Below are 23,191 nucleotides of genomic sequence, written 5' to 3'. Positions count from 1 at the left end.
TCAAGGGAGGCTCTATATGGATTTTACCGGCAAGACCGTCGTGGTGATCGGCGGCACCAGCGGCATCAATCGCGGTATCGCACTGGCTTTTGCCAAGGCCGGTGCCCGGTTGGCCGTGGCCAGCCGCAGTCAGGACAAGGTCGACGACACGGTGGCCGAGTTGCGCGCCGCAGGGACGCAGGAGGCCATCGGAGCATCCTTCGATGTGCGCGATGCCGAGGCGGTGGCCGCTGGCCTGCAAGGGTTCCGTGACCAGTTGGGCGAGTTCGATGTGCTGGTTTCGGGCGCGGCGGGCAACTTTCCTGCGCTGACCGCCGACATGTCCGTCAACGCCTTCAAATCGGTGATCGACATCGACCTGATGGGAACAGTGCACGTTATGAAGGGCGCCTATCCGCATCTGAAACGCCCCGGCGCCAGCATCATCAACATTTCGGCGCCGCAATCCTGGCTGCCCTACGAGGGTCAGGCGCATGTCTGCGCCGCCAAGGCAGGCGTAGATCAGATCACCCGCACGCTGAGCCTGGAATGGGGACCCGAGGGGATCCGGGTGAACTCGGTCGTGCCCGGCTTCATCGAAGGGACGGAGGGCGCAAAACGATTGGCGCCCAGCCCCGAGGCCGAGAAAAGCTTCAAGAAAGATGTGCCGCTGGGCCGCTGGGGTCAGCCGCAGGACGTGGCCAATGCCTGCCTTTTCCTTGGTTCGGACATGGCCGCCTATATCAGCGGAACGGTCCTTTCGGTTGATGGCGCGCTGTATCAGCGCGGCTCGGGCCGGGCCGGGCAGATGATCGGCCAGATGCTGCGCGCGATGCCGAAACGCGGGTGAAACGCGGCGGCCACCGGGAGCGGTGGCCCGCCCGTCAGTTGGTGCTGTCCAATCCCACGGGTTTGCCGACCACGGTAAAACTCAGCCCCTCGGGGTCGAGAAACTCGGCGGCAAAGGCGTTGATCTCGTCCAGTGTGACCGCGTTCACCTGATCGTTGCGGGTGGCGATATACTCGATCGGCAAACCCTGGACCTGCATTCCCACAAGGATGTTGGCAATGCGCCCATTGCCATCGAATCGCAACGGATAGGCCCCGGTCAGATAGGTCTTGGCATCCTCCAGTTCCTTGGCGGATACGCCATTCGCGGCCACATCGGCCCATACGTCTCGAATCACGGCAACGGCTTCGGCAATCTTGTCATTGGCCGAAGCGACGGACCCCATGTAGATCGACGCCAGATCCTTGGGCAGCAGATAGGAATAGACCCCGTATGTCAGCCCACGTTTCTCGCGCACTTCCTGCATCAGGCGGCTTTCGAACCCGCCGCCTCCGATGATGTGGTTCAGGATATAGGCCGCAAAGAATTTCGGATCGTCCCGGTCGATGCCCTGCTGGACGAACAGTGCCACGGATTGTGGCGTGTCGAAATCCACAATTTCAACACCGCCCGGAATGCTGGTCTTGGCCTTTTCCGGGATGGGGGCTCCGGTTTCCGGCAGATCGGCCAGAAGCGTGTCGAGCACGGCGCCCAATTCCTCAGGCGTGATATCACCCACGGCCCCGACAAAAACACGATCGCGCGCCACAGCTCCTTCAAAGGCCGCGACGATATCGTCCCGTGTCAACGCCGAAACGCTTTCGATGCTGCCCTTTCCTTCGGTTGCATAGGGGTGCTCGCCATAGACAGCCGCCGACAGCGCCGCGCCGGCAATACTGTTAGGGTTCGTCTCGTCCGATCTGAGGCCCGATATCACCTGCGCCCGCACCCGATCTATCGCATCCTGATCGAACCGGGGGGCGTGCAGCGTCGTCCTCAGCAACTCGATCACCTGTTCCCGGTTTTCAGTCAGGAAACGGGTGGAAATCGAAAGCGTATCATCGGTCACGTCAAAGTCGAAGGATGCCGCCAATTCCTCCAGTCGACGAGCATAGGTGCGCGCATCAAGATCTCCGGCGCCCTCTTCGATCAAGCCCGTCATCAGATAGGTCGCGCCCCGCTTGCCCGGCGCATCCAGAGAGGTTCCCCCCTGAAACCAGATCTCCAGCGCGGTGAAGGGGATCGAGTGATCCTCGACCAGCCACGCGTTCAGGCCACCGGGCGACGTGACCTCCTTGATCTTGACCTCGGCCCAGGCGGGCAAAGCGATGATCAGGGCAATAACACAGGCAAACAGGCGTTTCATTGCGTCACCTCCGCGTCATTCATCAGCCAGCCGGTCACCGATGCCTCGGGTTTCAGCACTTGCCGCGCTGCGGCGACGATCTCTTCACCGGTCACGGCTTGCAGAATTTCGGGCCATGCCTGCACATCCTCGACCGTCAGACCGCTGGCAAGCGCCGCCCCATACCGGTTCCCGATCCCGTCGACATTGTCGCGTTCATAAATGAGCGCGGCCCGCAACTGCATCTTGATACGATCCAGATCGGCCTGATCGACACCTTCGGCGATGAAATCGGCAAGCGTCTTGTCCATCGCGTCTTCGGCCTCTTGCAGGGATACGCCCTGCGCCGGAACCACGATCAAGTCAAAGGTTGTATCGTCAAGCGACATGGCGCCATAGAAAGCACCGGTATAGATCGCTGTCTGGCTGTCGAACTGGAGCTTTTCGTTCAGATAGGACGTGTTACCGCCACCCAGCAGCTTTGCCAGCAAAAACAGGGCGGCTGCGGTTTCCTGCTTTCCACTGTCACGCTCGGGCGCAAGATAGGACCGATGCACATAAGGCTGGGCCACGCGGGCATCCTTGAAGGTCAGCCTGCGCGCCGCCGTCTGCGGCGGCTCCTGCGTTCTGAACCGTTCCGGCAAGTCAGGGTTGGCCGGAATCACCCCGTAGTAGGTCTCGGCCAGTTCGCGCACCGCCTCAGGCTCCACATCGCCGGTCACCACAAGGATGGCGTTATTCGGTGTGTAATAGGTGCGGTAGAAGGACAGCGCATCGTCCATGTCGAGCGTTTCCATCTCGTGTCTCCAGCCGATCACCGGAACGCCATAGCGATGGTTGAGGAATTGCGCCGCATCCATCTGCTCACCGAACAAGGAACGCGGATTGTTCTCGGTCCGCTGATTTCGCTCTTCCAGGATCACGTCACGTTCGGTCACGATATCGCGCTCGGTCAGGCGGATGTTGCGCATCCGGTCCGACTCCATCCGCATCATCAGCTCCAGCCGGTCGGCGGCGACGCGCTGAAAATATGCGGTGTAGTCGTACGAGGTGAATGCGTTGTCGGTCCCGCCATTGGCAGCAACGGTGGCCGACAACTCGCCGGCTTCAAGCTTATCCGTGGCCTTGAACAGCAGGTGTTCGAGGAAATGCGCCACGCCGGATGATCCCACCGGTTCGTCTGCTGATCCGGCCCGATACCAGACCATGTGCTGCACCACGGGGGCGCGGTGATCCTCGATCACCACGACATCCATGCCGTTTTCCAAAGTAAAGGTCGTGACTGTCTCCTGCCCTTCGGCCACACCAAGATGAGGCGCGGCAAACAGGGCGGCGGCAAGAGCAAGAGCCCGGGCCATGCGCATCCTCCATGTCGTTGTCCGTCAACGTACGGCAGGTCCGGCGGTGTTCAAGACGCGCTGACGCAAAATTAAGGATTATTCATCCTCGGGCGGCGCCGATGGCGTCGCTGCGCCTGCGCGGCGGAACGCCTCGGTCTGGTCGAACGGGTTGATTGCGTTTTTGCGATAGGCCTGTTCATACCGGTCGACCGGGAACAGGCGCAGACGCGTCCAACGCCCCTGACGCTTGCGGAAGGCCGCGTCTTCCTCGGCCAGCGCCACGCGGGTATTGGCCGGAACGCCATAGCGGCCGGATGCGGCAATCAGCGCCTGATCGGAGGACGGAACGCCCTGCCCCGGCACCAAGGCCGATTCCTTGCCGCCCAGTGCCGCTACCGCATCACCCAGCGGATTCGGATCGGTCAGGTTGGCACCGCCCGGTGTGGGGGCGGGCAAGACCGCGTAATCCTTGGGTTGCGTCAAGGGCTTTACCGGCAGCACGCCAAATTCGTCGGGGCCCGAACCCTGCGGACGGATATCGCGCAGGCCCTTGCTCGAGCAGCCCGAAACCGCAACTGCGGTAGCGATCATGATCAAAGCCAGCGGCGCGCGCATGGTCAACTCCTGCCTGTTTCGTGGGGTTTTATCGCATATCCCCGCGCCCGTCACGAGGGCTTTTTACCATCCAGCAGGATCAGGCCCGCCGCTCCCGCAAAGATAAAGATATCGGCCACGTTAAAGACGAACGGATTGTCGATCCCGCAACAGGACATGTTGAGAAAATCGAGCACATATCCATAAAGCAGCCGGTCAACCACGTTTCCGAGCGCACCGCCAATCAGCAGACCGCCACTGATCATCATCAGACGCGACGGCTTTCCGCGCGACAGCCAAATCAACACCACGGCGCAGATCACCAGGGACAGGACAATCAGCGCCCATCGGGATGCATCGCTTTCGCCCTGAAACAGGCCGAAATTGATGCCCCGGTTCTCGCCATAACGGAACCGCAGCAGGGGCGGCAGCACGTCGATATTGCCGCGATGCGCCACGTCCATGACGTAGATGACAAGGTACTTGCTGGCCTGATCCAGCAGAAAGGCCCAGAACCCGGCCCAGAAAAGCGAACGCATCCGCATCAGTGCCGGAAATGTCGCATGCCGGTGAACACCATGGCCAGTCCGGCCTCGTCGGCCGCCTTGATCACCTCGTCATCGCGCATCGAACCGCCGGGCTGGATCACACAGGCGCCACCGGCCGCCGCCGCTTCCAACAGACCATCGGGGAACGGAAAAAACGCGTCCGAGGCCACCGCGCAGCCCTTTGCCGGGCTGTCAGTCAGGCCCAGCTCAGTTGCCATGCGCTGCGCCTTGGCAGCGGCCACATTGGCGCTGTCGAGTCGGCTCATCTGACCCGCGCCGACGCCCACGGTGGCACGATCCTTGACGTAGACGATCGCGTTCGACTTGACGTGCTTGCCAACCTTCCAGGCAAAGAGCAGATCGGCCATCTGGGCCTTGGTCGGGACCTTTTTGGTCACCACCTTGAGGTCAGCCAGGTCGACATGGCCCACATCCTTGTCCTGCACCAGCATACCGCCAGCGACCTGTTTGATCGCCACAATGGGCTGGCGCGGATCTGGCAGGCCGTCGGTCAACAACAGGCGCAGATTCTTCTTGGCAGCAAAGACCGCAATAGCCTCGTCGGATGCGCCGGGGGCGATTACCACCTCGGTGAATATCTCGACGATCTTACCAGCGGTTTCTGCGTCCAGCGGCTGATTCAGCGCCACGATCCCGCCAAAGGCGCTGGTGCGGTCGCAGTCAAACGCTTTCTGATAGGCCTCGGACAGTGTGGCCCCTAGCGCCACGCCACAGGGGTTGGCGTGCTTGATGATCGCACAGGCCGGACCATTCTCGGGCGCAAACTCGGCCACCAGTTCGAACGCCGCATCGGTGTCGTTGATGTTGTTGTAGCTCAACTCCTTACCCTGAAGCTGGCGCGCGGTAGCTACACCCGGACGGTTCGAGCCGTCGGTATAAAACGAGGCCTGCTGGTGGCTGTTCTCGCCATAACGCAGGGTCTGTTTCAGCTCGCCGGCAAAGGCGCGGCGGCGGGGGGCCTCGAGCGCCAGTTGACCGGCCATCCAGTTGCTGACGGCGGCGTCATAGGCAGCGGTGCGGGCATAGGCCGTCTGCGCCAGCCGCTGGCGGAAGGCATAAGAGGTCTGGCCGTCATTGGCCGCCATCTCGGCCAGCAATGCGTCATAATCCGCGACATCCACCACCACGTTGACAAAGGCGTGGTTCTTGGACGCCGCACGGATCATCGCCGGGCCGCCAATGTCGATGTTCTCGATACAGTCGTCATAGGCGGCACCCTTGGCCACGGTCGCCTCGAACGGATAAAGGTTTACGACCAGCAGGTCGATGCCCGCGATACCGTGCTGCTCCATCGCCGCTACGTGCTCGGCATTGTCGCGCAGCGCCAGCAGGCCGCCATGCACCATCGGGTGCAATGTCTTGACCCGGCCATCCATCATCTCGGGGAAACCGGTCACCTCGGCCACGTCGCGCACCATCAGGCCCGCGTCGCGCAGCGCCTTGGCAGTGCCACCCGTCGACAGCAGCTCGACCCCGCGCTCGGAGAGGGCCAGACCCAGCTCGATCAGTCCGGTCTTGTCGGAAACGGAAAGAAGCGCGCGGCGCACGGGAGAAAGGTCGGTCATTTGCTCGGGGTCCTTATGCGGATCAGTCGAATTCGGGTTCGTCCCGGTTCAGGTCGCGAATGGCAATCGCGGTGTCCTGCGCCTTGCTCAGCGTCCACCGGATGCGGGTCGCATACTCCATTGCGCGCCCGGATAGAACGATCTGTTTTGTCGCGCGCGGCTTCAGGCGGGTTTTTTCAAGGTAAACACTTGGTTCCAAAGACAATTTATGTTTGCCGTCATGACGAAAAACCCAAATCTCACCGCTTTTCAAAGCCATCGAAACCGCCGTGCCACCCAAATCCACCGCTGCATCAACTTCGGGATGCAAATGCAGCCGAATATCGAATCCCACACCGGATAAAACGGAAGCATCCATCGCTTTGTCAAAGCGCCGCTTAGCACCATCGTCCATGGCCAGCAGCATGTCCTCACCAGTCAAGCTACGCCCGTCATGGCTCAGGTCCAGCGTACGTGCATGGGTCAGGCCATAGACACGAACAAACCCGTCATGCCCTCCTTGAAAACGAGACGAATCCGTCACTTCGGAGTGTTCCACCGGTACCTGCGTCGGGCCGTCTATTAGTGCTTCGCGCTCTGAGTTCTTTTCGGGGTCATCCAGCCTGGCGCTTGAGTACCCGTCCAGGCACAGGGTCGAGTGCGATGGCGTCGCCCGCCCGGCGCGGCGCCATTCCCGACCAAAACTGGAACCGGACCCACAATTCACAATCAGCGGTCTGCGACCCGATGTGAGTTCGAAAGCCAACGTGGATGCATGGGCATTGTATGACGCCTCGCCACGTGGCGGTGGGCTGGCGTCGATGATCACACTGGTCCGTCCCGCCGACAATCTGGCATAACCCATCGACAGGCCCTCGGCATGAGTGGGTTTGACACCGCTGGCCGCCAAGGCGTGATCAAGTCGCCCTTCCAGACCGCGACCGCCCCCATGAAACCGTGCCAACTGCCCATCAGCATGGCGCAACGCCCGCAGGGTCGGTGCAATCCGCTCTATCGCCGAAGTATGGGCGTGCGGCGCACCCCGCCCGGCCTCGTGCAACGCGGCAGCCGCCCAGTTGAGCAAGGTGAACACTTCGAGGAGTTCTTCGGGGTTTCGGGTCGGCAGACCGCCTTCCTTGTCGATCTGGCTTTCGCAATCGCGGGCCAACGCCCGCACCGCAGGGTCCGCCCATTCTTCCAGCCCTTCCAGAGCCAGACCCGAGTAGATCAGCCCGGTGAGCGCTTCGAACCGGCAGAGTCCCGGTTTCGCGACCGACCAGCGTTTTGACAGAAACCATGTCTGCTGTGCCAAAGACCGAAAGAATGCCCGGCTTTGTTCCGGTTCGGCGCCGCGCAACAGGAACAGGGCGTGGTTGATCCAGCGGATGACGCGCCGCCCGGCAAGTTCCGGACTCCACCCGGGGCCACGGCCCCTCCCGTGCATTTCGATCCAGTCCCACAGCCAGTTCTGCGCTTTCTCGCGGGCGCGGGCATCACCAACAGCGGCCAGATCGTCAAGCCAGGCAAACCCTTGCCTTTCGTCCTCAAAAGCAGCGTTTGGAGCCGCGACCTCCCACAGGCTGATGGTCGGCGATTCGACAAGATAGCCTGCAAACAGGAGATTGCCCGCCACAAGCTGCCGACCACGAGCAAAGGACCCAACTGTGCGGGGTTCGGGCTGCGAAACAAAGCCGCGCACCGATTTCTGTCTCTGGCTCAGGCGCGCATAAAGACGGTTCTGGAACCGTGTCCATCCGTTTGCGATTTTATGCGACCCGGACATACGCTCTGCCTCTCACGCTCTTTGGCGTTTGCAGCAGAGGATAGCGACACAGTCGCCGCGAGTCACCGGTTATTCCAGCCGATCGGCCACCTTGCGCAGGAGCGCCATGTAGAACCCGTCCATCCCACCACGTTCGGGCCAAAAATCAGGGCGCAGGCGCAGGCCGCCTTCCTCTGTGATCCAGGCCGGGTCGATACCGGGCAGGTCCAGCGCGGCGCGGTCAACGGCCATATCGGGATAGAGCGTCAGCGACTCTTCAACCTGCACCTCGCCCTCGTCCGGCAACAGCGAGCAGGTACAGAACACCATGCGCCCGCCGGGTTTCACCAGGGTCCAGGCATGGGCGATCATCTGCGCCTGCAACTCGATCAGCGCGCCGAATTCGGAACCGTCCTTGGCCAGCGGCAGGTCGGGGTGGCGCCGGATGGTGCCGGTCGCCGAACAAGGCGCGTCCAGAAGCACCGCGTCGTACTGGCCGCCCTGCTCCAGCGCATCGCCCACCACCGTTTCGGCGCTCAGCCCGGTGCGGGCAAGGTTCTCGCGCACGCGAGCCATCCGGCCTTCGGAGATATCAAGCGCGGTGACCCGCGCCCCTGCGGCGGCCAGTTGCATCGTCTTGCCCCCTGGCGCGGCACACAAGTCCAGCACGGTCTCGCCCGGTTGCGGAGCCAGCAGCCGTACCGGCAGCGCGGCGGCGGTATCCTGCACCCACCAGTCCCCGGCGGCAAAGCCCGGCAGGGCCGAGACCTGTCCCGCATCATGCAGGCGCACCGAACCGGTCGGCAGCACCTCTCCGCCCGGTGCGGGCGCCCCGGTTTTAAGCGTCAGGTCGAGCGGCGCGCCCGCGAAATGCGCCGCCTCCATCGCCGCGACGGCAGGCGCACCCCAGGCCTGTACCAGCGGATCGCGCAGCCAGCGCGGCAGGCGCGGCACCCGGAGCCGACCCCACGCATTGGGCGCGTCAGCGGCCACCTTGCGCAGCACTGCGTTGACCAGCCCCTTGAGCCGCCCGTGTCGACGCGAGCGACCGATAATTTCGACCATGGAATGCACCACCCCATGGGCGGCTTCGCCATGCGCCAGCTCCACTGTCCCCAACCGCAGCGCATTGCGCACGGTCAGCGGCGGCGCCTTTTGCAGGTGCGGTTTCAGCAACCGATCGGCACGTTCCAACCCGCGCAGCGTGTCAAGCGTCAGCCGCTGGGCGCGGGCGCGTTCCTCGGGCGGCAGACGGTCCAGTGCACCGGCGCCGAGGCATTCGGACAACAGCCGTCCCTCGCCCAATATCTGGTCGAGCAGATAGATCGCGCTTTGCCGCGCCTGGGTCGCGCTGTCCGCCATGGGGTGCCTCGTCCGGTTGTGACCATCCGCCCGCATTGCCAAGGGCGGACGCGGGCGTGTATCAGGATACCAGACCGAAAGGAACAGCAAAGCCATGAGCGAGCCGCGCACAGACCTGCCCCCCGCCGCCCAACGCGCCCTCGCCGAGGCCGAGGAACGCCGACGCAAGGCCGAAGCCGAGGCCAAGCCGCTGCCCAAGGAACTGGGCGGGCGCGACGGGCCGGACCCGGCCCGTTATGGCGACTGGGAGAAAAAGGGCATCGCCATCGACTTCTGACCGTCGCGTTCCGGTTGCAACCGGGCGCCCGACACCGCACTCTCTGCCGCAAAGCGTGATTAGCCCCAGGGGCGACAGAGAGTTTCCATGACCGCGAGACCGCCCCTGCAAACTGTCTCGACCGGCCTTGTCGTGGCCATCGTCGGGTTCTTCAGCTCTTTTCCCATCGTATTGCAGGGTCTGGCGGGTGTTGGCGCCAATCCGGCGCAAGCCGCCTCGGGACTGATGTTCGCGGCGCTTTCCATGGGCCTTACCGGAATGGTTCTGAGCCTGTGTACAAAGGCACCCGCCTCTGTCGCCTGGTCGACGCCGGGCGCCGCATTGCTGGCGGTCTCGGCGATGCCCGAGGATGGGTTCGGCGGCGCCGTGGCCGGGTTTATCATGGCCGGAGCGCTGACGGTGATCGCGGCCTGGTGGCGCCCGCTCAGCCGGTTAACCGCCTCAATCCCCAGCCCGATTGCCCAGGCCATGCTGGCCGGGGTTCTGTTCTCGCTCTGCCTGCGACCCTTTCAGGCACTGGCGGAAATCCCTTATCTCGCCCTGCCGATCCTGCTGACCTGGTTCATCATCGGCCAGATCAGCCGCCCCTTTGCCGTGCCCGCTGCTGTTATCGCCGGGGCCCTGGTCGTCACCGTCAACGCGGGCTTTGACATTCCCGCGCCCGAGACGCTGATCGCCGCACCGGTCTGGGTCACCCCGGTCTTTTCGCTGGAGGCGCTGACCAATATCGCGCTGCCGCTTTTCATCGTGACCATGGCAACCCAGAACGTCCCCGGCCTGGCGGTGCTGCGCGCCTATGGCTATCAACCTCGCCCGGCTCCGCTTGTGACCGGGGTCGGTCTGGCCAGCGTGCTGTCCGCGCCCTTCGGCTCTCCGGCCACCTGTCTGGCCGCGATCACCGCCGCCATGTGCGCCAACGAAGAGAGCCACCCGGACCCGACCCAGCGCTATTGGTCGGCGGTGATGGGCGGATTGTTCTACTGTCTGCTGGGCCTCTTTGCCGGGGTCATTGCCGGATTTGCCGCTCTGGCACCCACGCTGGTTCTGGGAACGGTGGCAGGTGTGGCGCTGCTGGGGGTCTTTGCCGGATCGGCGCTGGCCGCGCTGGAAGAACCCGATTGCCGCCAGGCCGCTGCTGTCACCTTTCTGATCACCGCGTCGGGCATCACCATATTGGGGCTCAGCGCCGCTGTCTGGGGATTGGTCATCGGCGGTCTCATGCAAGCGATCACCCTGCGCCTGCGGCGACGCGCCTGAAACCTGAACCCCTCAGTCCAGGCGCAGACGGAAATCGGCGAACTCACCCGCACCGCGATCAGACGTAAACCGGATCTTGCCGTCGCTCACGCGAACCTCCTGGCAGTTGTAGCCAAGATCGCTGCCGCCCCAGATCAGATCGCGGCAAAAATAGCCGTCTTTCCAAACCCAATTGCCCTCGACGGGCCAGGCGGCGCCGGTGCCCCTGATCTCTCCATCCGTGGTGACCTCGAGCCGGACAAGCGGCCGGGTCAGGGTCTTACCTGCCACAAGGGCCCGAAAACTCTGGGCGTCCTCGACCCGGGCATATTCGGCAGCCGCAGGCGCGGCGAAAAGGATCGAGCAAAGAAAAATCCGAGGCAGCATCGCGAATCCTTCGTTTGGTGTGCGATCCTTCTACGCCCGTACTACACGACCGGATCACTCGCAAATTGCCGCGTGAAAGCTTTCGACAAGGGTTCGCATGCGTCGCGCGCCAAGGCGATCCGCTGGCCAGGTCAGCCAATAGCCGTCACGGGTCGGCATTTCCGGCAGGTCCAGCCTGTAGAGCCGTCCACTGGCCAGAGCGGCCCTTGCCAGCGGAATGGAGCCGAGCACAACGCCCAGACCAGCCTCGGCCGCCCCCAGCGCATGTTCCATCGAGTCAACGCTCAACCTTGTCGGCGCCCCCTTGGTGTCTTCGCCAAGTCGGATCCACTCGCTCCACCCTGGTCTTTCGCCGCGCAGCTCGATCATACCCGCAGACCAGTCTACACCTGGGGCGGCCATCGGCGCCAGGACTTCGGCCGCGATCAGGCGCGCCTCTCGTCCCGGCCAGTTGCCCTTGCCATAGCGGACCTGAAGCCAGGTCCGCTCGTCATCGAAACTGGCCCGCAGCGCCACTGAATCGGTCACCAGCCGGACATCCGGATTGCGCGCCAAAAACGGCCCGGCGCGCGCCACGACCAACGTTTGTACATGCGAAGGCAGGCCTGCGACCCGCAACTCACGCGGCGCTGTGCCGAACAGATCCTCGGTGTTGCGCTCCAGCGCCGTCAGGCTCGCTTGCACCAGCGGAAGGTAGCTTTCACCTTCGATGGTCAATGTGACTCCACGCGGCCCCCTAATGAACAACGCCCGACCCAGCCAGGTTTCCAGATTGCCGATGCGCTGGCTGACTGCTGCCTGTGTCAAACCGAATTCTCGCGCCGCCGCCGCAAAACCACCCAACCTGCCAGCGGCCTCAAACACCCGCAACCAGTCAAGCGGCGGCAATCCAATACGTGCCTTTGCCATAGATTTTCCAACCCTAAGCCAAAAGAAGGCATAACTGTTTTGATGCCATTTCCTGCGGTATCTCTCAAGTCAGCAAATGCGCGACAAAGGAGAGCCCCCATGCTGCGCCAGGTCACCCATACCGACCAGATCGTTTCCCTGGAGTTTGCCGACGGCACAACCGCCCGGTTTCACGCCGTCTGGCTGCGCGACAATGCGCTGGACCCGGACACCCGCGCGCCTGGCAACGGCCAGCGCCTGATCACTATCGGCGACATTCCGGCCGACCTTTCCATCAGCTCCGCTTCGTCGGCAGACTGCGCGCTGTCCGTCACCTTTCAGCCCGAGAACAAGACCGTCACCTATCCGGCCGACTGGCTAGCCGAGCATACCTATGACCGGGATCACGACCATCCGATGGGCTGGACAGATCCGGGCATCACCACCTGGGAAAGCGGGATCGCCGCGCCCGGCGCCGACTGGGTCGGCGTGCATACCAATCCGGCGGTCAAGCGCGGCTGGCTGGCGGCTGTCGCCGAATACGGCTTTGCCCGGCTGACTGGTGGACCCACCGAACCCGGCGCCTTGCTCAAGGTGGCCCACCTTTTCGGCTATGTGCGCGAGACCAATTATGGCCGCTATTTCGAGGTGCGGACCGAAGTAAACCCAACCAACCTCGCCTATACCGGGCTGGGTCTTCAGGCCCATACCGACAACCCCTATCGCGATCCGGTGCCGACGCTGCAAATCCTCTATTGCCTGGAAAACAGTGCAGAGGGCGGCGACAGTATCGTGGTCGACGGCTTTCGCGCGGCAGAGCGGTTGCGCGATGCCAATCCCGAAGGGTTCGCCCTGCTGTGCGGTTACCCGGCCCGGTTCGAGTACCGGGGCGCGGACGGGGTCTGCCTGCGCGCGCGGCGCCCGATGATCGAACTGTCGCCTGACGGGCAACTGGTGGCGATCCGGTTCAACAACCGCTCCTCGGCTCCGTTCGTGGATATTCCCTTTGACAAGATGGAGGCCTACTACGCCGCCTATCGTCAATTGGCCGCGTTCATCGACGACCCGGCGATGGGGGTCGCATTCAAACTGGAACCGGGCGAAAGCTTTATCGTCGACAATACCCGGGTCCTGCACGCGCGCACCGGGTATTCCGGTGCTGGCTCACGCTGGCTGCAAGGGTGTTACGCCGACAAGGACGGGCTCCTCTCGACCCTTGCGGCGATGGACGCCACCGGTCTGGAGGCGGCGGAATGAGCCCTGATTTCTCAGAACTCAACCGCGACAACATCGTCGCGTTCCTTGGTGACATCTTCGCCCGGCGGGGCGGCGAGGAATATCTGGGAGAGCCGGTGACCATGGCCCAACACATGCTGCAAGGCGCCACAATCGCCGAACGGAACGGCCTGCCTGAGGAAATCATCGTCGGCGCGCTCTTGCATGATATCGGGCACTTCACCTCGGAATTCGGGACCTATCACCCTGACGACACCGAAGACCGCCATCACGAGGATGCGGGCGAGGCGGTATTGGCACCGTTCTTTCCGCCGGTGATCACCGATTGCGTAAAGTACCACGTGGCCGCAAAACGGTATCTCTGCGCCACCAAGCCCGAGTATTTCGCGCGCCTCTCGCCCGCTTCGGTCCATACGCTGGAATTGCAGGGCGGACCGATGAGCGCAGAGGAAGTGGCAGAGTTCGAGGCCAATCCGAACCTGAAGGAGATCGTTCAGGTCCGCTATCTGGACGAGGCAGGCAAGCGCGCCGATATGGAAACCCCCGACTTTGCCCATTTCGCGCCAATGGTGCAGCGCATGGTCGACAGACATATGGAGGCGTCATGACCGCGCCGGAATATATCTTCGAGGCCAGCAGCAAGCCGTCGCTGCCCTGGCATGAGGTGCCTTTGATCCGGGCCACGGATGAAAGCGTCAAGGGCTATGGCTGTCTGGTGGACGATCCCAACGCGTTCGAGATCGAAATCGTGCGCTGGCCCCGACAAGGCTGGCGCCCGATCGACGAAGGCACCGGCGACGAAGGCGGCTGGGTCGAAGGCACGTTCCGTGGCGAGTGGAAAGGCGACGTGCTCTACGGCACCAACGAGGCTGTTAAAGGACATTATGTTTTGGGCTGGTCCACCGATCCGCAACAGGCCCAGACCGAACGGCAGACCGCGCCACGCGATCAGGTATTGCTGTGGCATATGAATTATCACCCGGATGGCGGGCAGATGTTCTGGCCCATCGACAACAAGCCGTTCATCATCCCGGCGGCTCTGCCGGGCGACAATCTGACCCCGGACAAGGTAGTTGCTTTCTGGTGTGACGGTTCGCGGGGGCTCTATATTCATCCCGGCATCTGGCACGAGGGGATTTTCCCCGTAGAGAACGAGCAGCGCTTTCTCGACCGCCAAGGCCGCGTGCACGCCCGCGTCAGCGCCGACATCGGTCAGGAATTCGGCGTCTATCTGGCCTGTCCCCTGCGGACCGACAAGGTCAGAGACCTGTAAGAGACGGGCCGGGCACCTAACAGATGCCCGGCCCGCTTGTTCCCGACTGTTGCAGCGCGGCCTATTCGGCGGCCCAACCACCAACTGCTTTGACTTCCAGGAAGTCTTCCAACCCCCAAACACCGCCCTCGCGACCCTTGCCGGACTGTTTCATCCCGCCAAAGGGGGACCCGGCCGAACGGGATTTGCCGTTCATTTCAACCATACCCGAGCGCAGGACACGGGCCATGCGGTTTGCCCGAGCACCGTCCTGCGTCTGAACATAGTTGGTCAAGCCATAGGGCGTGTCATTGGCAATTTCGATGGCTTCCTCTTCGGTGTCGAACGGAATCATCGTCAGGACCGGGCCAAAGATTTCCTCGCGCGCGATGGTCATCTGGTTGTTGGCATCCGCGAACACGGTCGGGCGCACGAAAAAGCCCTTGTTGAACCCTTCGGGACGGCCAAGCCCACCCGCGACCAGTCGCGCGCCTTCGTCGATACCCTTCTGGATCAGGCCTTGGATCTTGTTCCACTGAAGTTCGTTGACGACCGGACCGATATGGCGGCCTTCGTCAAGCGCATTGCCAACGGTGACGCTCTTAGCAACTTCGGCCGCCGTTTCGACCGCCTGATCGTAGATTGGCCGCTGCACCAGCATCCGGCTGGGCGCGTTACAGCTCTGGCCGGTGTTGTTCATCATGTGCAGGACGCCACGCTTGACCGCCTTGTCATCGGCATCGGCAAAGATCACGTTCGCGCCCTTGCCACCCAGTTCCAGATGCACCTTCTTCAGCGTCTCGGCGGCGTTCTTGGAAATGGCAATACCGGCGCGGGTCGACCCGGTGAAGCTGACCATGTCGACATCCGGGTGGCCGGAAAGTTGCGAACCGACACCAACGCCGTCACCGTTCACGAGGTTGAAGACACCGGCCGGGAATCCTGCCTCGTCCATCAACTCGGCAAAGACCATGGCGTTGAGCGGGCTTTGCTCGGACGGTTTCAGGATCATCGTGCATCCGGCGATCGCGGCCGCGCCCACCTTTAGCGTGACCTGGTTCATCGGCCAGTTCCAGGGCGTGATCAGCGCCGCAACGCCCACCGCCTCATAGATGATCCGGTCGTTCGGCGCATGATCGCCCAAGGGGCGTTCGAATTCAAAGTTCTTGGCCGCCGTCAGGAAGTTCTTGAGGTGCCAAATGCCGGCACCGACCTGCTGGGTGCGCGACATGTCGATGGGCGCCCCCATTTCCAGCGACATGGCCTGTGCCAGGTCCTCCCCCCGGCGGCTGTAGACTTCCACAAGCTTCTCGACCAGGGCGATACGTTCGGCAACCGGGGTCGCCATCCAGGCAGGAAAGGCAGCCTTGGCAGCTGCGACAGCAGCGTTGGTATCAGCCTCGGAGCCCAGCGAGATAACGGCGCACGGCTCTTCGGTCGATGGGTTGATGACGTGGAAATCATTGGCGACGGCAGGCGCGACCCATTTGCCGTTGATGTAGAACTCGCGTTTCTCAAGCATGTCTGCCTCTCCTGATCAGGCTGTTTCGACCGGGCGGTCGGGAATCTTGGGTACTTTGTCACTCTGCCCAGGCGACGACAAGAGGGGGACTGAATAATTTGATCAAATTATGGAATCACGAATCATGGCCGATACAGGCGGCGGCACCTTGTCACGGGTATGTAACCCAGGGATGGCACTGACTAGATTGGCGTCATACGACTCGCTTTTGTATCAAAGGAGACAGCCATGGGCTTGCGCATCAACGACATCGTTCCCAACTTTACCGCCGAGACGGACAAGGGCACGATCAGCTTTCACGACTGGATCGGCGATAGCTGGGCCATCCTGTTCTCGCACCCCAAGGACTTTACCCCGGTCTGCACCACCGAATTCGGCGCCGTCGCGCAGCTGGCCGATGAATGGGCCAAACGCAACACCAAGGTGATCGGCGTTTCGGTCGACGGGGTCGAGGATCACAAGAAATGGAAAGGCGATATCGAGAGCTTTGCCGGCACCAGCGCCGGGTTCCCGATCATCGCCGACGAGGGGCTGGCTGTGTCCAAGGCCTTTGACATGCTGCCTGCCGACGCCTACTTACCCGACGGCCGCACCCCTGCCGACAGCGCCACGGTGCGGTCGGTCTTCATCATCAGCCCCGACAAGAAGCTGCAACTGTCGATGACCTATCCGATGTCGGTCGGGCGCAACTTTGCCGAGGTGCTGCGCGCGCTCGACGGGTTGCAGCGCACCTATCAGCAACCGCTGGCCACCCCCGCCAACTGGCAAACCGGTCAGGACGTGATCGTTGCGCTGGCACTGGACAATGCCGCCGCCGAGGAAAAATACGGTGCGCTGGACATCAAACTGCCTTATCTGCGGTTTGCGAAAAACCCGGGCTAAGCCCATTGCGGGCGCGGGGTGACCTGCGCCCGCCAACCAAGAAAGACGCACGCCATGGCCTCTTTGAAACGCTGGCTCGACCTGCGCCGCAACCCCTGGAAGGCCGAGCATTATGCCGGGCTCAAGGCGTGGCGCGTGGAAAACGCGCTCCAGACCCGCTTTTACACCTATGACGATCTACCTCCGGACGCCGTGGTGCTGGACGTCGGCGGATTCGAAGGTGGCTGGGCCGACCGTGTCATTTCCGTTCAACCCAAGGCGCAGGTGCATGTGTTCGAGCCTCACCCACGCTTTGCCAGCGCGCTGCGGACAAAATTCGCGGATCGGCCGAATATCATGGTGCATGATTTCGCCATGGGCGGGGCCGAGGGCACCCTGACGCTCAGCGACGACGGCGATGCCTCCTCAGCCTTTGGCGGACAGGACGGCGCGCTTGTGGCGCCGGTGCGCCCCGTCGGCGCGGTCTTTGCCGAACTGGGGCTGGACCGGGTCGAATTGATGAAGGTCAATATCGAGGGCGGCGAATACGATCTGCTGCCCGCCCTGCTGGACAGCGGGCTGATGCCCCGCATCGCGCGGCTTCAGGTTCAGTTTCACCTGTTCGAACCGGCCTTGATCGAGACCCGCAACGCGATCTGCGCGCGACTGGGGGAAACCCATAATTGCGCTTGGTGCTATCCGTTCATCTGGGAGGAATGGCGCCTGCGCTGAGGCGCCTTCAGCCGCGTGTCAGCCGCCGCACCGCCGCGCGATACCGCGCGCGATGCCATTCACGGGTCAACCGCTCGGCCAGGCTCTTCTTTGCACCGATGGTGCTGCCGCCAATGGCCTCGGTCCGGTCGGTCAGACCCGAGGGGCTGATCACCCCCAACCGCAACCCGGTATGCCAGTGCATTTGCAGGAAGGTGTCCACCGGCCGGTCAAAGGGTTCGGTCAGGCACAGCAACCGCTCGGCCGCCCAACGCGCCACCAACTGGCCCGAGGTGCGCAGCGGTGTCAGTTCAGGTTGCGTCAACACCGCCTGCCCCTGCTGATCTATCGCGGACGCGGTCACCGGACGGGTCTGGAACTGGATATAACCCATCTGCGCCACATGGCGCTGCGCCAGCGCCAGCGCATCGGCGAAACCCGTCTCCAGCGCCATGTCATCTTCGATAATCAGCGCGGCCTCGGCATCACTCTCGACCAGCCGGGCCCAGGCGGCGCGGTGGCTGAGGAAACAACCTATCTCGCCCGGACGCAGATCAAAGGGATAAGCGGGTTGCAGGATCCCGGGCCGAAAGGCCCGGCCCCGCGCCTCCGGCGCCAGTGCCGCGCCATCGACGGCAGGCAACAGCGCGGCATACGGCAGTTGCTCCACCAGGGTCTCAGCTTGCGCGCGCCGGTCCTTGGCGCGTTCCAGATGAATGACGAAACCGATCAGATCCATGCCGGACCTCCTTGTCGCCGCCAGTCCAAACACGCGGCCCGAATGAAAAAGGCCCAGACAGGATGTCCGGGCCTTTCCGTCTCTGCAAGACCAGAGGCTTATTCAGCCTCAGAGGCCTCTTTCTTTTCCGGCACGATCTCTTCGCCGGTTTCCTGATCGACAACCTTCATCGACAGGCGCACCTTGCCGCGATCGTCAAAGCCCAGCAGCTTGACCTTCACTTCCTGACCTTCCTTCAGAACGTCCGAGGGATGGTTCAGGCGGCGGTTCTCGATCTGGGACACGTGCACCAGACCGTCGCGCTTGCCAAAGAAGTTCACGAAGGCGCCGAAATCGACGATCTTCACGACCTTGCCGGTATAAACCTGACCCTCTTCCGGCTCGGCAACGATCGACCAGATCATGTCATAGGCCTTCTTGATCGAGTCGCCGTTGGGCGAGGCGATCTTGATGATGCCATCGTCGTTGATATCGACCTTGGCGCCCGACACTTCGACGATCTCGCGGATCACCTTGCCGCCTGAACCGATCACTTCGCGGATCTTGTCGGTGGGGATCTGCATGGTCTCGATGCGCGGTGCGTGAACCGAGAAGTCAGCGGCGCCAGACAGCGCCTTGTTCATCTCGCTCAGGATGTGCATCCGGCCATCCTTGGCCTGCGACAGGGCTTTCTCCATGATCTCGGGCGTGATGCCTGCGACCTTGATGTCCATCTGCAACGAGGTGATGCCGTTTTCGGTCCCTGCCACCTTGAAGTCCATGTCGCCCAGGTGGTCTTCGTCACCCAGGATGTCGGTCAGAACCGCATAAGATCCGTCGTCTTCCAGGATCAGGCCCATGGCCACACCGGCAACGGCGGATTTCAGCGGCACGCCCGCATCCATCATCGACAGCGAACCGCCGCAGACCGATGCCATCGAGGACGAACCGTTCGACTCGGTGATCTCGGACACAACGCGGATGGTATAGGGGAAGTCGGTCGGCGCCGGCAGCACCGCTTGAAGCGCGCGCCAGGCCAGTTTGCCATGGCCGATCTCACGACGGCCGGGCGAACCCACACGGCCAACCTCGCCCACCGAATAGGGAGGGAAGTTGTAATGCAGCAGGAAGTTCGATTTGAAGTTACCGTGCAGCGCGTCGATGAACTGTTCATCGTCGCCGGTGCCCAGCGTGGTCACGACCAGACCCTGGGTCTCGCCCCGGGTGAACAGGGCCGAACCATGGGTCCGCGGCAGCAAGCCGGTTTCGGCCACGATCGGACGCACGGTGGTGGTGTCACGGCCGTCAATCCGCTTGCCACCCTTGACCACGTCGCCGCGCAGGATGCCGGCTTCGAGTTTCTTCAGGGCCGAGCCGAGGTTGCCGTCCGCCAGCTGTTCCTCGGACAGGGCGGCCTTGATGGCCTCGCGCGCGGCGGCAACGGCTGCGGTGCGCTCCTGCTTGTCGGTGATGGCAAATGCGGCGCGCATCTGCTCTTCACCAGCGGCTTTGACGGCGGCGTAGAGGTCGGAATAGTCCGGCGGGGTAAAGTCAAACGGTTCCTTGGCGCATTGCTCGGCAAAGGCGATGATCAGGTCGACCACCGGCTGAATCTGCTCATGCGCAAAGGTCACGGCGCCCAGCATCTCGGCCTCGGTCAGTTCATAGGCCTCGGATTCCACCATCATCACGGCGTCCTTGGTTCCGGCGACAACCAAGTCCAGACGCTGTTCGGGATTCAGGCGCAGGTCCTGCATGTCGTCGACAGTCGGGTTCAGGACATATTCACCATCGACAAAGCCCACGCGGCAGCCCGCGATCGGACCCATGAACGGCACGCCCGAGATGGTCAGCGCGGCCGAAGCGGCGATCATCGCCACGATATCGGGATCGTTAACCAGGTCGTGGCTCAGCACGGTGCACATCACCAGCACTTCGTTCTTGAAGCCGGGCACGAACAGCGGACGGATCGGCCGGTCGATCAGGCGCGCGGTCAGCGTTTCCTTCTCGGTCGGGCGCGCCTCGCGCTTGAAGAAACCGCCCGGCACCTTGCCCGCGGCATAGTATTTTTCCTGATAGTGAACCGTCAGGGGAAAGAAATCCTGGCCCGGCTTCTGCTCGCGGGCAAAGGTCACGTTGGCCATCACGCGGGTCTCGCCCAGAGTGGCGATCACCGAACCGTCGGCCTGACGGGCAATCTTACCCGTTTCCAGTGTAAGCGTTTCCTCGCCCCACTGCATCGATTTCGTCGTTACATCAAACATATGCGTATCCTAGATGGGAGCACTCCCAGGCGTATCCCGGGTCTCCCGTTTCAATGGCGGCCCCATTGCCGCCGACCCCGTTATCATTTCCTTCACGGTGCCGGGGTCGGGGCACCACGTCTCAGATTGTGCGCGCATACAGTGTTTTTCTGCGGATTGAAAGAGAAACCGGCGCCACTGGCGGGAACCAGCGCGCGCCGGTGCGGGAACCGGTCAGACCGGGCGAACCACCAGTTGTGGCCGACCGTCCGATGTGCAGCGAGTTGACCTTCCGTCCCAGCCAATCACACTGCTGACGCGCTGCCGGAAGGCCGAGAAACTGTCGAAGGTTACCACATCGACCGGCTGATCGAAATGCAGCGTGATCCGCCTGTGCGCGCCGTCGCCCATCACCGTCAGCCCCCGGATCTCGCCCGTGAAAGGCTGGCCCAGGTAATCGCCGCTGACGCGGTCGCCGACCCGCAAGTGCAAGCGGTTGCCCGCACGGGCCACAAGCGTATTCCAGTCGCGCACGCCATGCTGATGTGCCACCAGTTCCAGCGCCTGCGCATGGCTCAGCTCGGCGCCGGTATCGCGCAGTTTTCCGCGCAGCCGCTTGGCCTGCGCCTTCAACTCCTCGATCGGAGCAATCTCTTGATCGTTTTTCATCTTTGCCTCGTTTTCCCAAACGGGCGCATCAGATCGGACGGGGCTCGCATTGCCATCCATGCGCCGGGAAAGGGGCAAGGATCATCAGAAAACCGGGTTTCACCATAGCCCCAAGGGCCGCGAGCGGCAGGGAACCCGAACCTGAGCCTTGCATAGGTGCGCGCAGGCCTTCTGTCAACGAGGCTGGTACGGGGCGGCATTTGACCCTAAACAGGCCGAAGAAACCCGGGGACCTCATGATCACTGCACGCCTGCACGGCCGTCTCGGCAACCAGATGTTCCAATACGCCGCCGCCGCCGGATTGGCGGCGCGCCTCTGTACGCGCGTGGGCATCGACAGCCGCGAGGCAGAGGCGCGCGGCGAAGGTGTGCTGACACGGGTGTTCGATCTGGACCTGGCCGAACCCGAACACCTGCCGCCGCTGAAACGGGACGGGGCATTGCGTTACGGTCTGTGGCGCGCCTTTGGCACGCGCCCGAGGTTCCGGCGCGAGCGCGGACTTGGCTACAACCCCCAGATCGAGACCTGGAGCGATGGTACCTATCTGCACGGGTACTGGCAGTCCGAGCGGTACTTCGAACATATCAGCCACCGCATCCGGTCGGATTTCACCTTTCCCCCATTCAGTGACAGCCGCAATGCGGACATGGCCGAACGCATCGCCGGATCGGAAACGATCTCGCTGCATGTCCGGCGCGGAGACTATGTGGCCCTTGCCGCGCATGCGCTTTGCGATCAGCGCTACTACGAGGCGGCGCTGGAGGCCGTGATGCGCGGCATCACAGGCGACCCGGTGGTCTATGTGTTTTCCGATGACCCGGACTGGGCCAAGGCGAACCTGCCCTTGCCGGTGGAAAAGGTGGTAGTCGATTTCAACGGACCAGAGGCCGATTTCGAGGACATGCGCCTGATGAGCCTGTGCCGACACAACATCATCGGCAATTCCTCTTTCTCGTGGTGGGCGGCCTGGCTTAACAGCAACCCGGAAAAACGGGTCGCAGGACCCACCCGCTGGTTCGGCGACCCAAAGCTGAGCAACCCCGATATCCTGCCGCCGGACTGGATGAGAATCACCGTCTGACCGGGTGACGAATGTCGCCTTGGGGGCGCTGCCCCCGCCGCGCTTTGCGCGACTCCCCCGGAGTATTTTCGGCAAAGTGAATGGGCTTGGCGGGATCAGAACGGCGCCGGGGCGCGGAATTTCATCGACTGGCCGCTTTCGGGGTGTTTCAGGCGCAGTTCCTCGGAATGCAGCATCAGGCGCGGGAAATCGCGCGCAGGGCCCGTGGCGTAAAACGGATCGCCCAGGATCGGATGCCCCAGCGCCCGGCAATGCACCCGCAACTGGTGCGACCGGCCGGTTTTCGGTGTCAGCCGAACCCGGGTGGTGTCGCCCTCGTAGCGCAAGACGCGCCAGTCGGTCACTGCCGGGCGCCCGGTTTCGTGACAGATCATCTGGCGCGGCCGGTTGGGCCAATCGACAATCAGCGGCAAATCGACGGTACCGGTCTTGGGCTCAAGCCTGCCCCAAAGTCTTGCGACATAGGTCTTTTTCGTCTTGCGCTCTTCGAACTGGCGGCCAAGGTTGCGCTGCGCGTGCGGGGTCTGGCCAAAGACCATCACCCCCGATGTATCCCGGTCAAGCCGATGCACCAGCAGCGCGCCGGGAAATGCCGCCTGAACGCGGCTGAGCAGGCAATCGGCCAGGTGTTCGCCGCGCCCGGGCACGGACAGCAGGCCGGCCGGCTTGTTGACCACGATCAGTTCGGCGTCCTCGTGGATCACGTCCAGCGGGTCTTGGGGGGGCGAATAGTCTTCGTTCATGGCCGCATGCCCTAGCGCAGACGGCGGGTTCTCGCAACGTCG

At 63.0% G+C, this 23,191-nt stretch carries 23 protein-coding genes; 9 read left to right on the top strand and 14 right to left on the bottom strand.

The features are described from left to right. The first annotated feature begins 16 nt into the window (after positions 1–16). Complete coding sequence (locus OEZ49_RS00705) at positions 17–829, top strand: SDR family oxidoreductase (RefSeq protein WP_263386526.1); 813 nt, start codon at positions 17–19, stop codon at positions 827–829. A 34-nt stretch (positions 830–863) separates the two neighbouring features. Here the strand turns inward: OEZ49_RS00705 and OEZ49_RS00700 are convergent, their stop codons facing one another. From OEZ49_RS00700 to OEZ49_RS00670, 7 genes are all read right to left on the bottom strand, one after another. Then, positions 864–2,174 carry a M16 family metallopeptidase gene (locus OEZ49_RS00700; RefSeq protein WP_263386525.1) on the bottom strand — a complete coding sequence of 437 codons (1,311 nt, stop codon included), beginning with the start codon at positions 2,172–2,174 and terminating at the stop codon, positions 864–866. After that, positions 2,171–3,511 carry a M16 family metallopeptidase gene (locus OEZ49_RS00695; RefSeq protein ID WP_263386524.1) on the bottom strand — a complete coding sequence of 447 codons (1,341 nt, stop codon included), beginning with the start codon at positions 3,509–3,511 and terminating at the stop codon, positions 2,171–2,173. The genes OEZ49_RS00700 and OEZ49_RS00695 overlap by 4 nt, the downstream gene beginning before the upstream one ends. 78 nt (positions 3,512–3,589) lie before the next feature. Further along, entirely contained in the window at positions 3,590–4,108 is a 519-nt protein-coding gene (locus tag OEZ49_RS00690; RefSeq protein WP_263386523.1) for a DUF3035 domain-containing protein, read from the bottom strand. 50 nt (positions 4,109–4,158) lie between these two features. Beyond that, positions 4,159–4,632, bottom strand: a complete 474-nt coding sequence (gene lspA, locus OEZ49_RS00685; protein ID WP_263386522.1) for a signal peptidase II — start codon at positions 4,630–4,632, stop codon at positions 4,159–4,161. After that, a complete protein-coding gene (gene purH / locus OEZ49_RS00680) occupies positions 4,632–6,221 on the bottom strand; it encodes a bifunctional phosphoribosylaminoimidazolecarboxamide formyltransferase/IMP cyclohydrolase (protein ID WP_263386521.1) in 1,590 nt (529 codons plus the stop codon). The genes lspA and purH overlap by 1 nt, the downstream gene beginning before the upstream one ends. Positions 6,222–6,243: 22 nt before the next feature. After that, the gene (locus tag OEZ49_RS00675; protein ID WP_263386520.1) at positions 6,244–7,983 is read right to left on the bottom strand and encodes a heparinase II/III family protein; all 1,740 of its coding nucleotides are present in this window, start codon (positions 7,981–7,983) and stop codon (positions 6,244–6,246) included. Positions 7,984–8,052: 69 nt separating this feature from the next. Continuing rightward, complete coding sequence (locus tag OEZ49_RS00670) at positions 8,053–9,324, bottom strand: RsmB/NOP family class I SAM-dependent RNA methyltransferase (RefSeq protein ID WP_263386519.1); 1,272 nt, start codon at positions 9,322–9,324, stop codon at positions 8,053–8,055. 94 nt (positions 9,325–9,418) lie between these two features. Here OEZ49_RS00670 and OEZ49_RS00665 point away from each other — a divergent pair, with 94 nt between their 5' ends. Both OEZ49_RS00665 and OEZ49_RS00660 read left to right on the top strand, forming a co-directional pair. Next, positions 9,419–9,601, top strand: coding sequence for a DUF1674 domain-containing protein (locus tag OEZ49_RS00665; RefSeq protein ID WP_234144378.1), 183 nt, complete (start codon positions 9,419–9,421; stop codon positions 9,599–9,601). 87 nt (positions 9,602–9,688) lie between these two features. After that, a complete protein-coding gene (locus OEZ49_RS00660) occupies positions 9,689–10,858 on the top strand; it encodes a benzoate/H(+) symporter BenE family transporter (protein ID WP_263386518.1) in 1,170 nt (389 codons plus the stop codon). Between the two features lie 12 nt (positions 10,859–10,870). On the opposite strand, the gene OEZ49_RS00655 is transcribed toward OEZ49_RS00660, so the two are convergent. Next, positions 10,871–11,224: a dihydrodipicolinate reductase gene (locus OEZ49_RS00655; protein WP_263386517.1), complete on the bottom strand. Its 354-nt coding sequence runs from the start codon at positions 11,222–11,224 to the stop codon at positions 10,871–10,873. Positions 11,225–11,278: 54 nt separating this feature from the next. Continuing rightward, positions 11,279–12,133, bottom strand: a complete 855-nt coding sequence (locus tag OEZ49_RS00650) for a LysR family transcriptional regulator (protein ID WP_263386516.1) — start codon at positions 12,131–12,133, stop codon at positions 11,279–11,281. Between the two features lie 99 nt (positions 12,134–12,232). Here OEZ49_RS00650 and tmpA point away from each other — a divergent pair, with 99 nt between their 5' ends. Genes tmpA through OEZ49_RS00635 form a run of 3 tightly spaced genes read left to right on the top strand, consistent with a single transcriptional unit; the run spans position 12,233 to position 14,621 of the window. Then, positions 12,233–13,369, top strand: a complete 1,137-nt coding sequence (gene tmpA, locus OEZ49_RS00645) for a 2-trimethylaminoethylphosphonate dioxygenase (RefSeq protein WP_263386515.1) — start codon at positions 12,233–12,235, stop codon at positions 13,367–13,369. Further along, on the top strand, positions 13,366–13,956 hold the full coding sequence (gene tmpB, locus OEZ49_RS00640; RefSeq protein WP_164130519.1) for a (R)-1-hydroxy-2-trimethylaminoethylphosphonate oxygenase: 591 nt from the start codon (positions 13,366–13,368) through the stop codon (positions 13,954–13,956). The genes tmpA and tmpB overlap by 4 nt, the downstream gene beginning before the upstream one ends. Beyond that, positions 13,953–14,621 carry an ureidoglycolate lyase gene (locus OEZ49_RS00635; protein ID WP_263386514.1) on the top strand — a complete coding sequence of 223 codons (669 nt, stop codon included), beginning with the start codon at positions 13,953–13,955 and terminating at the stop codon, positions 14,619–14,621. Before tmpB ends, OEZ49_RS00635 begins: the two co-directional genes overlap by 4 nt. 61 nt (positions 14,622–14,682) lie before the next feature. On the opposite strand, the gene OEZ49_RS00630 is transcribed toward OEZ49_RS00635, so the two are convergent. Then, the gene (locus OEZ49_RS00630) at positions 14,683–16,122 is read right to left on the bottom strand and encodes an aldehyde dehydrogenase family protein (RefSeq protein ID WP_263386513.1); all 1,440 of its coding nucleotides are present in this window, start codon (positions 16,120–16,122) and stop codon (positions 14,683–14,685) included. Between the two features lie 228 nt (positions 16,123–16,350). On the opposite strand from OEZ49_RS00630, the gene OEZ49_RS00625 reads away from it, so the two are divergent. Beyond that, positions 16,351–17,004, top strand: coding sequence for a peroxiredoxin (locus OEZ49_RS00625; RefSeq protein WP_164130513.1), 654 nt, complete (start codon positions 16,351–16,353; stop codon positions 17,002–17,004). A 54-nt stretch (positions 17,005–17,058) separates the two neighbouring features. Next, positions 17,059–17,715: an FkbM family methyltransferase gene (locus OEZ49_RS00620; protein ID WP_263386512.1), complete on the top strand. Its 657-nt coding sequence runs from the start codon at positions 17,059–17,061 to the stop codon at positions 17,713–17,715. A gap of 7 nt (positions 17,716–17,722) precedes the next feature. Here OEZ49_RS00620 and OEZ49_RS00615 read toward each other — a convergent pair whose 3' ends face one another. The 3 genes from OEZ49_RS00615 to OEZ49_RS00605 form a co-directional block, all read right to left on the bottom strand. Continuing rightward, positions 17,723–18,433: a glycosyltransferase family 25 protein gene (locus tag OEZ49_RS00615; RefSeq protein WP_263386511.1), complete on the bottom strand. Its 711-nt coding sequence runs from the start codon at positions 18,431–18,433 to the stop codon at positions 17,723–17,725. A gap of 98 nt (positions 18,434–18,531) precedes the next feature. Then, positions 18,532–20,676, bottom strand: a complete 2,145-nt coding sequence (pnp, locus tag OEZ49_RS00610; RefSeq protein ID WP_263386510.1) for a polyribonucleotide nucleotidyltransferase — start codon at positions 20,674–20,676, stop codon at positions 18,532–18,534. 213 nt (positions 20,677–20,889) lie between these two features. Beyond that, on the bottom strand, positions 20,890–21,324 hold the full coding sequence (locus OEZ49_RS00605) for a glyoxalase superfamily protein (protein WP_263386509.1): 435 nt from the start codon (positions 21,322–21,324) through the stop codon (positions 20,890–20,892). Positions 21,325–21,560: 236 nt separating this feature from the next. Between OEZ49_RS00605 and OEZ49_RS00600 the strand changes: the two genes are divergently transcribed. Beyond that, positions 21,561–22,406 carry an alpha-1,2-fucosyltransferase gene (locus OEZ49_RS00600; protein ID WP_263386508.1) on the top strand — a complete coding sequence of 282 codons (846 nt, stop codon included), beginning with the start codon at positions 21,561–21,563 and terminating at the stop codon, positions 22,404–22,406. 95 nt (positions 22,407–22,501) lie between these two features. Here OEZ49_RS00600 and OEZ49_RS00595 read toward each other — a convergent pair whose 3' ends face one another. Further along, on the bottom strand, positions 22,502–23,149 hold the full coding sequence (locus tag OEZ49_RS00595; protein WP_263386507.1) for an RluA family pseudouridine synthase: 648 nt from the start codon (positions 23,147–23,149) through the stop codon (positions 22,502–22,504). Positions 23,150–23,191: the final 42 nt, after the last annotated feature.

It is taken from the genome of Ruegeria marisflavi (assembly GCF_025673445.1).
In the GTDB taxonomy this organism is placed as follows: Bacteria; Pseudomonadota; Alphaproteobacteria; order Rhodobacterales; family Rhodobacteraceae; genus Ruegeria_B; species Ruegeria_B marisflavi.
This window is presented reverse-complemented; position numbering and strand designations above follow the sequence as displayed.

Excerpts from the sequence above, each read along its gene's own strand:
- OEZ49_RS00615 (WP_263386511.1), bottom strand. The coding sequence starts at position 18,433 with ATGGATCTGATCGGTTTCGTCATTCATCTGGAACGCGCCAAGGACCGG.
- OEZ49_RS00600 (WP_263386508.1), top strand. The coding sequence starts at position 21,561 with ATGATCACTGCACGCCTGCACGGCCGTCTCGGCAACCAGATGTTCCAA.
- tmpB (WP_164130519.1), top strand. The coding sequence starts at position 13,366 with ATGAGCCCTGATTTCTCAGAACTCAACCGCGACAACATCGTCGCGTTC.
- OEZ49_RS00650 (WP_263386516.1), bottom strand. The coding sequence starts at position 12,133 with ATGGCAAAGGCACGTATTGGATTGCCGCCGCTTGACTGGTTGCGGGTG.
- OEZ49_RS00620 (WP_263386512.1), top strand. The coding sequence starts at position 17,059 with ATGGCCTCTTTGAAACGCTGGCTCGACCTGCGCCGCAACCCCTGGAAG.
- OEZ49_RS00595 (WP_263386507.1), bottom strand. The coding sequence starts at position 23,149 with ATGAACGAAGACTATTCGCCCCCCCAAGACCCGCTGGACGTGATCCAC.
- purH (WP_263386521.1), bottom strand. The coding sequence starts at position 6,221 with ATGACCGACCTTTCTCCCGTGCGCCGCGCGCTTCTTTCCGTTTCCGAC.
- OEZ49_RS00635 (WP_263386514.1), top strand. The coding sequence starts at position 13,953 with ATGACCGCGCCGGAATATATCTTCGAGGCCAGCAGCAAGCCGTCGCTG.
- OEZ49_RS00675 (WP_263386520.1), bottom strand. The coding sequence starts at position 7,983 with ATGTCCGGGTCGCATAAAATCGCAAACGGATGGACACGGTTCCAGAAC.
- OEZ49_RS00690 (WP_263386523.1), bottom strand. The coding sequence starts at position 4,108 with ATGCGCGCGCCGCTGGCTTTGATCATGATCGCTACCGCAGTTGCGGTT.
- OEZ49_RS00695 (WP_263386524.1), bottom strand. The coding sequence starts at position 3,511 with ATGGCCCGGGCTCTTGCTCTTGCCGCCGCCCTGTTTGCCGCGCCTCAT.
- lspA (WP_263386522.1), bottom strand. The coding sequence starts at position 4,632 with ATGCGGATGCGTTCGCTTTTCTGGGCCGGGTTCTGGGCCTTTCTGCTG.
- OEZ49_RS00660 (WP_263386518.1), top strand. The coding sequence starts at position 9,689 with ATGACCGCGAGACCGCCCCTGCAAACTGTCTCGACCGGCCTTGTCGTG.
- OEZ49_RS00665 (WP_234144378.1), top strand. The coding sequence starts at position 9,419 with ATGAGCGAGCCGCGCACAGACCTGCCCCCCGCCGCCCAACGCGCCCTC.
- tmpA (WP_263386515.1), top strand. The coding sequence starts at position 12,233 with ATGCTGCGCCAGGTCACCCATACCGACCAGATCGTTTCCCTGGAGTTT.
- OEZ49_RS00605 (WP_263386509.1), bottom strand. The coding sequence starts at position 21,324 with ATGAAAAACGATCAAGAGATTGCTCCGATCGAGGAGTTGAAGGCGCAG.
- OEZ49_RS00700 (WP_263386525.1), bottom strand. The coding sequence starts at position 2,174 with ATGAAACGCCTGTTTGCCTGTGTTATTGCCCTGATCATCGCTTTGCCC.
- OEZ49_RS00655 (WP_263386517.1), bottom strand. The coding sequence starts at position 11,224 with ATGCTGCCTCGGATTTTTCTTTGCTCGATCCTTTTCGCCGCGCCTGCG.
- pnp (WP_263386510.1), bottom strand. The coding sequence starts at position 20,676 with ATGTTTGATGTAACGACGAAATCGATGCAGTGGGGCGAGGAAACGCTT.
- OEZ49_RS00670 (WP_263386519.1), bottom strand. The coding sequence starts at position 9,324 with ATGGCGGACAGCGCGACCCAGGCGCGGCAAAGCGCGATCTATCTGCTC.
- OEZ49_RS00705 (WP_263386526.1), top strand. The coding sequence starts at position 17 with ATGGATTTTACCGGCAAGACCGTCGTGGTGATCGGCGGCACCAGCGGC.
- OEZ49_RS00625 (WP_164130513.1), top strand. The coding sequence starts at position 16,351 with ATGGGCTTGCGCATCAACGACATCGTTCCCAACTTTACCGCCGAGACG.
- OEZ49_RS00630 (WP_263386513.1), bottom strand. The coding sequence starts at position 16,122 with ATGCTTGAGAAACGCGAGTTCTACATCAACGGCAAATGGGTCGCGCCT.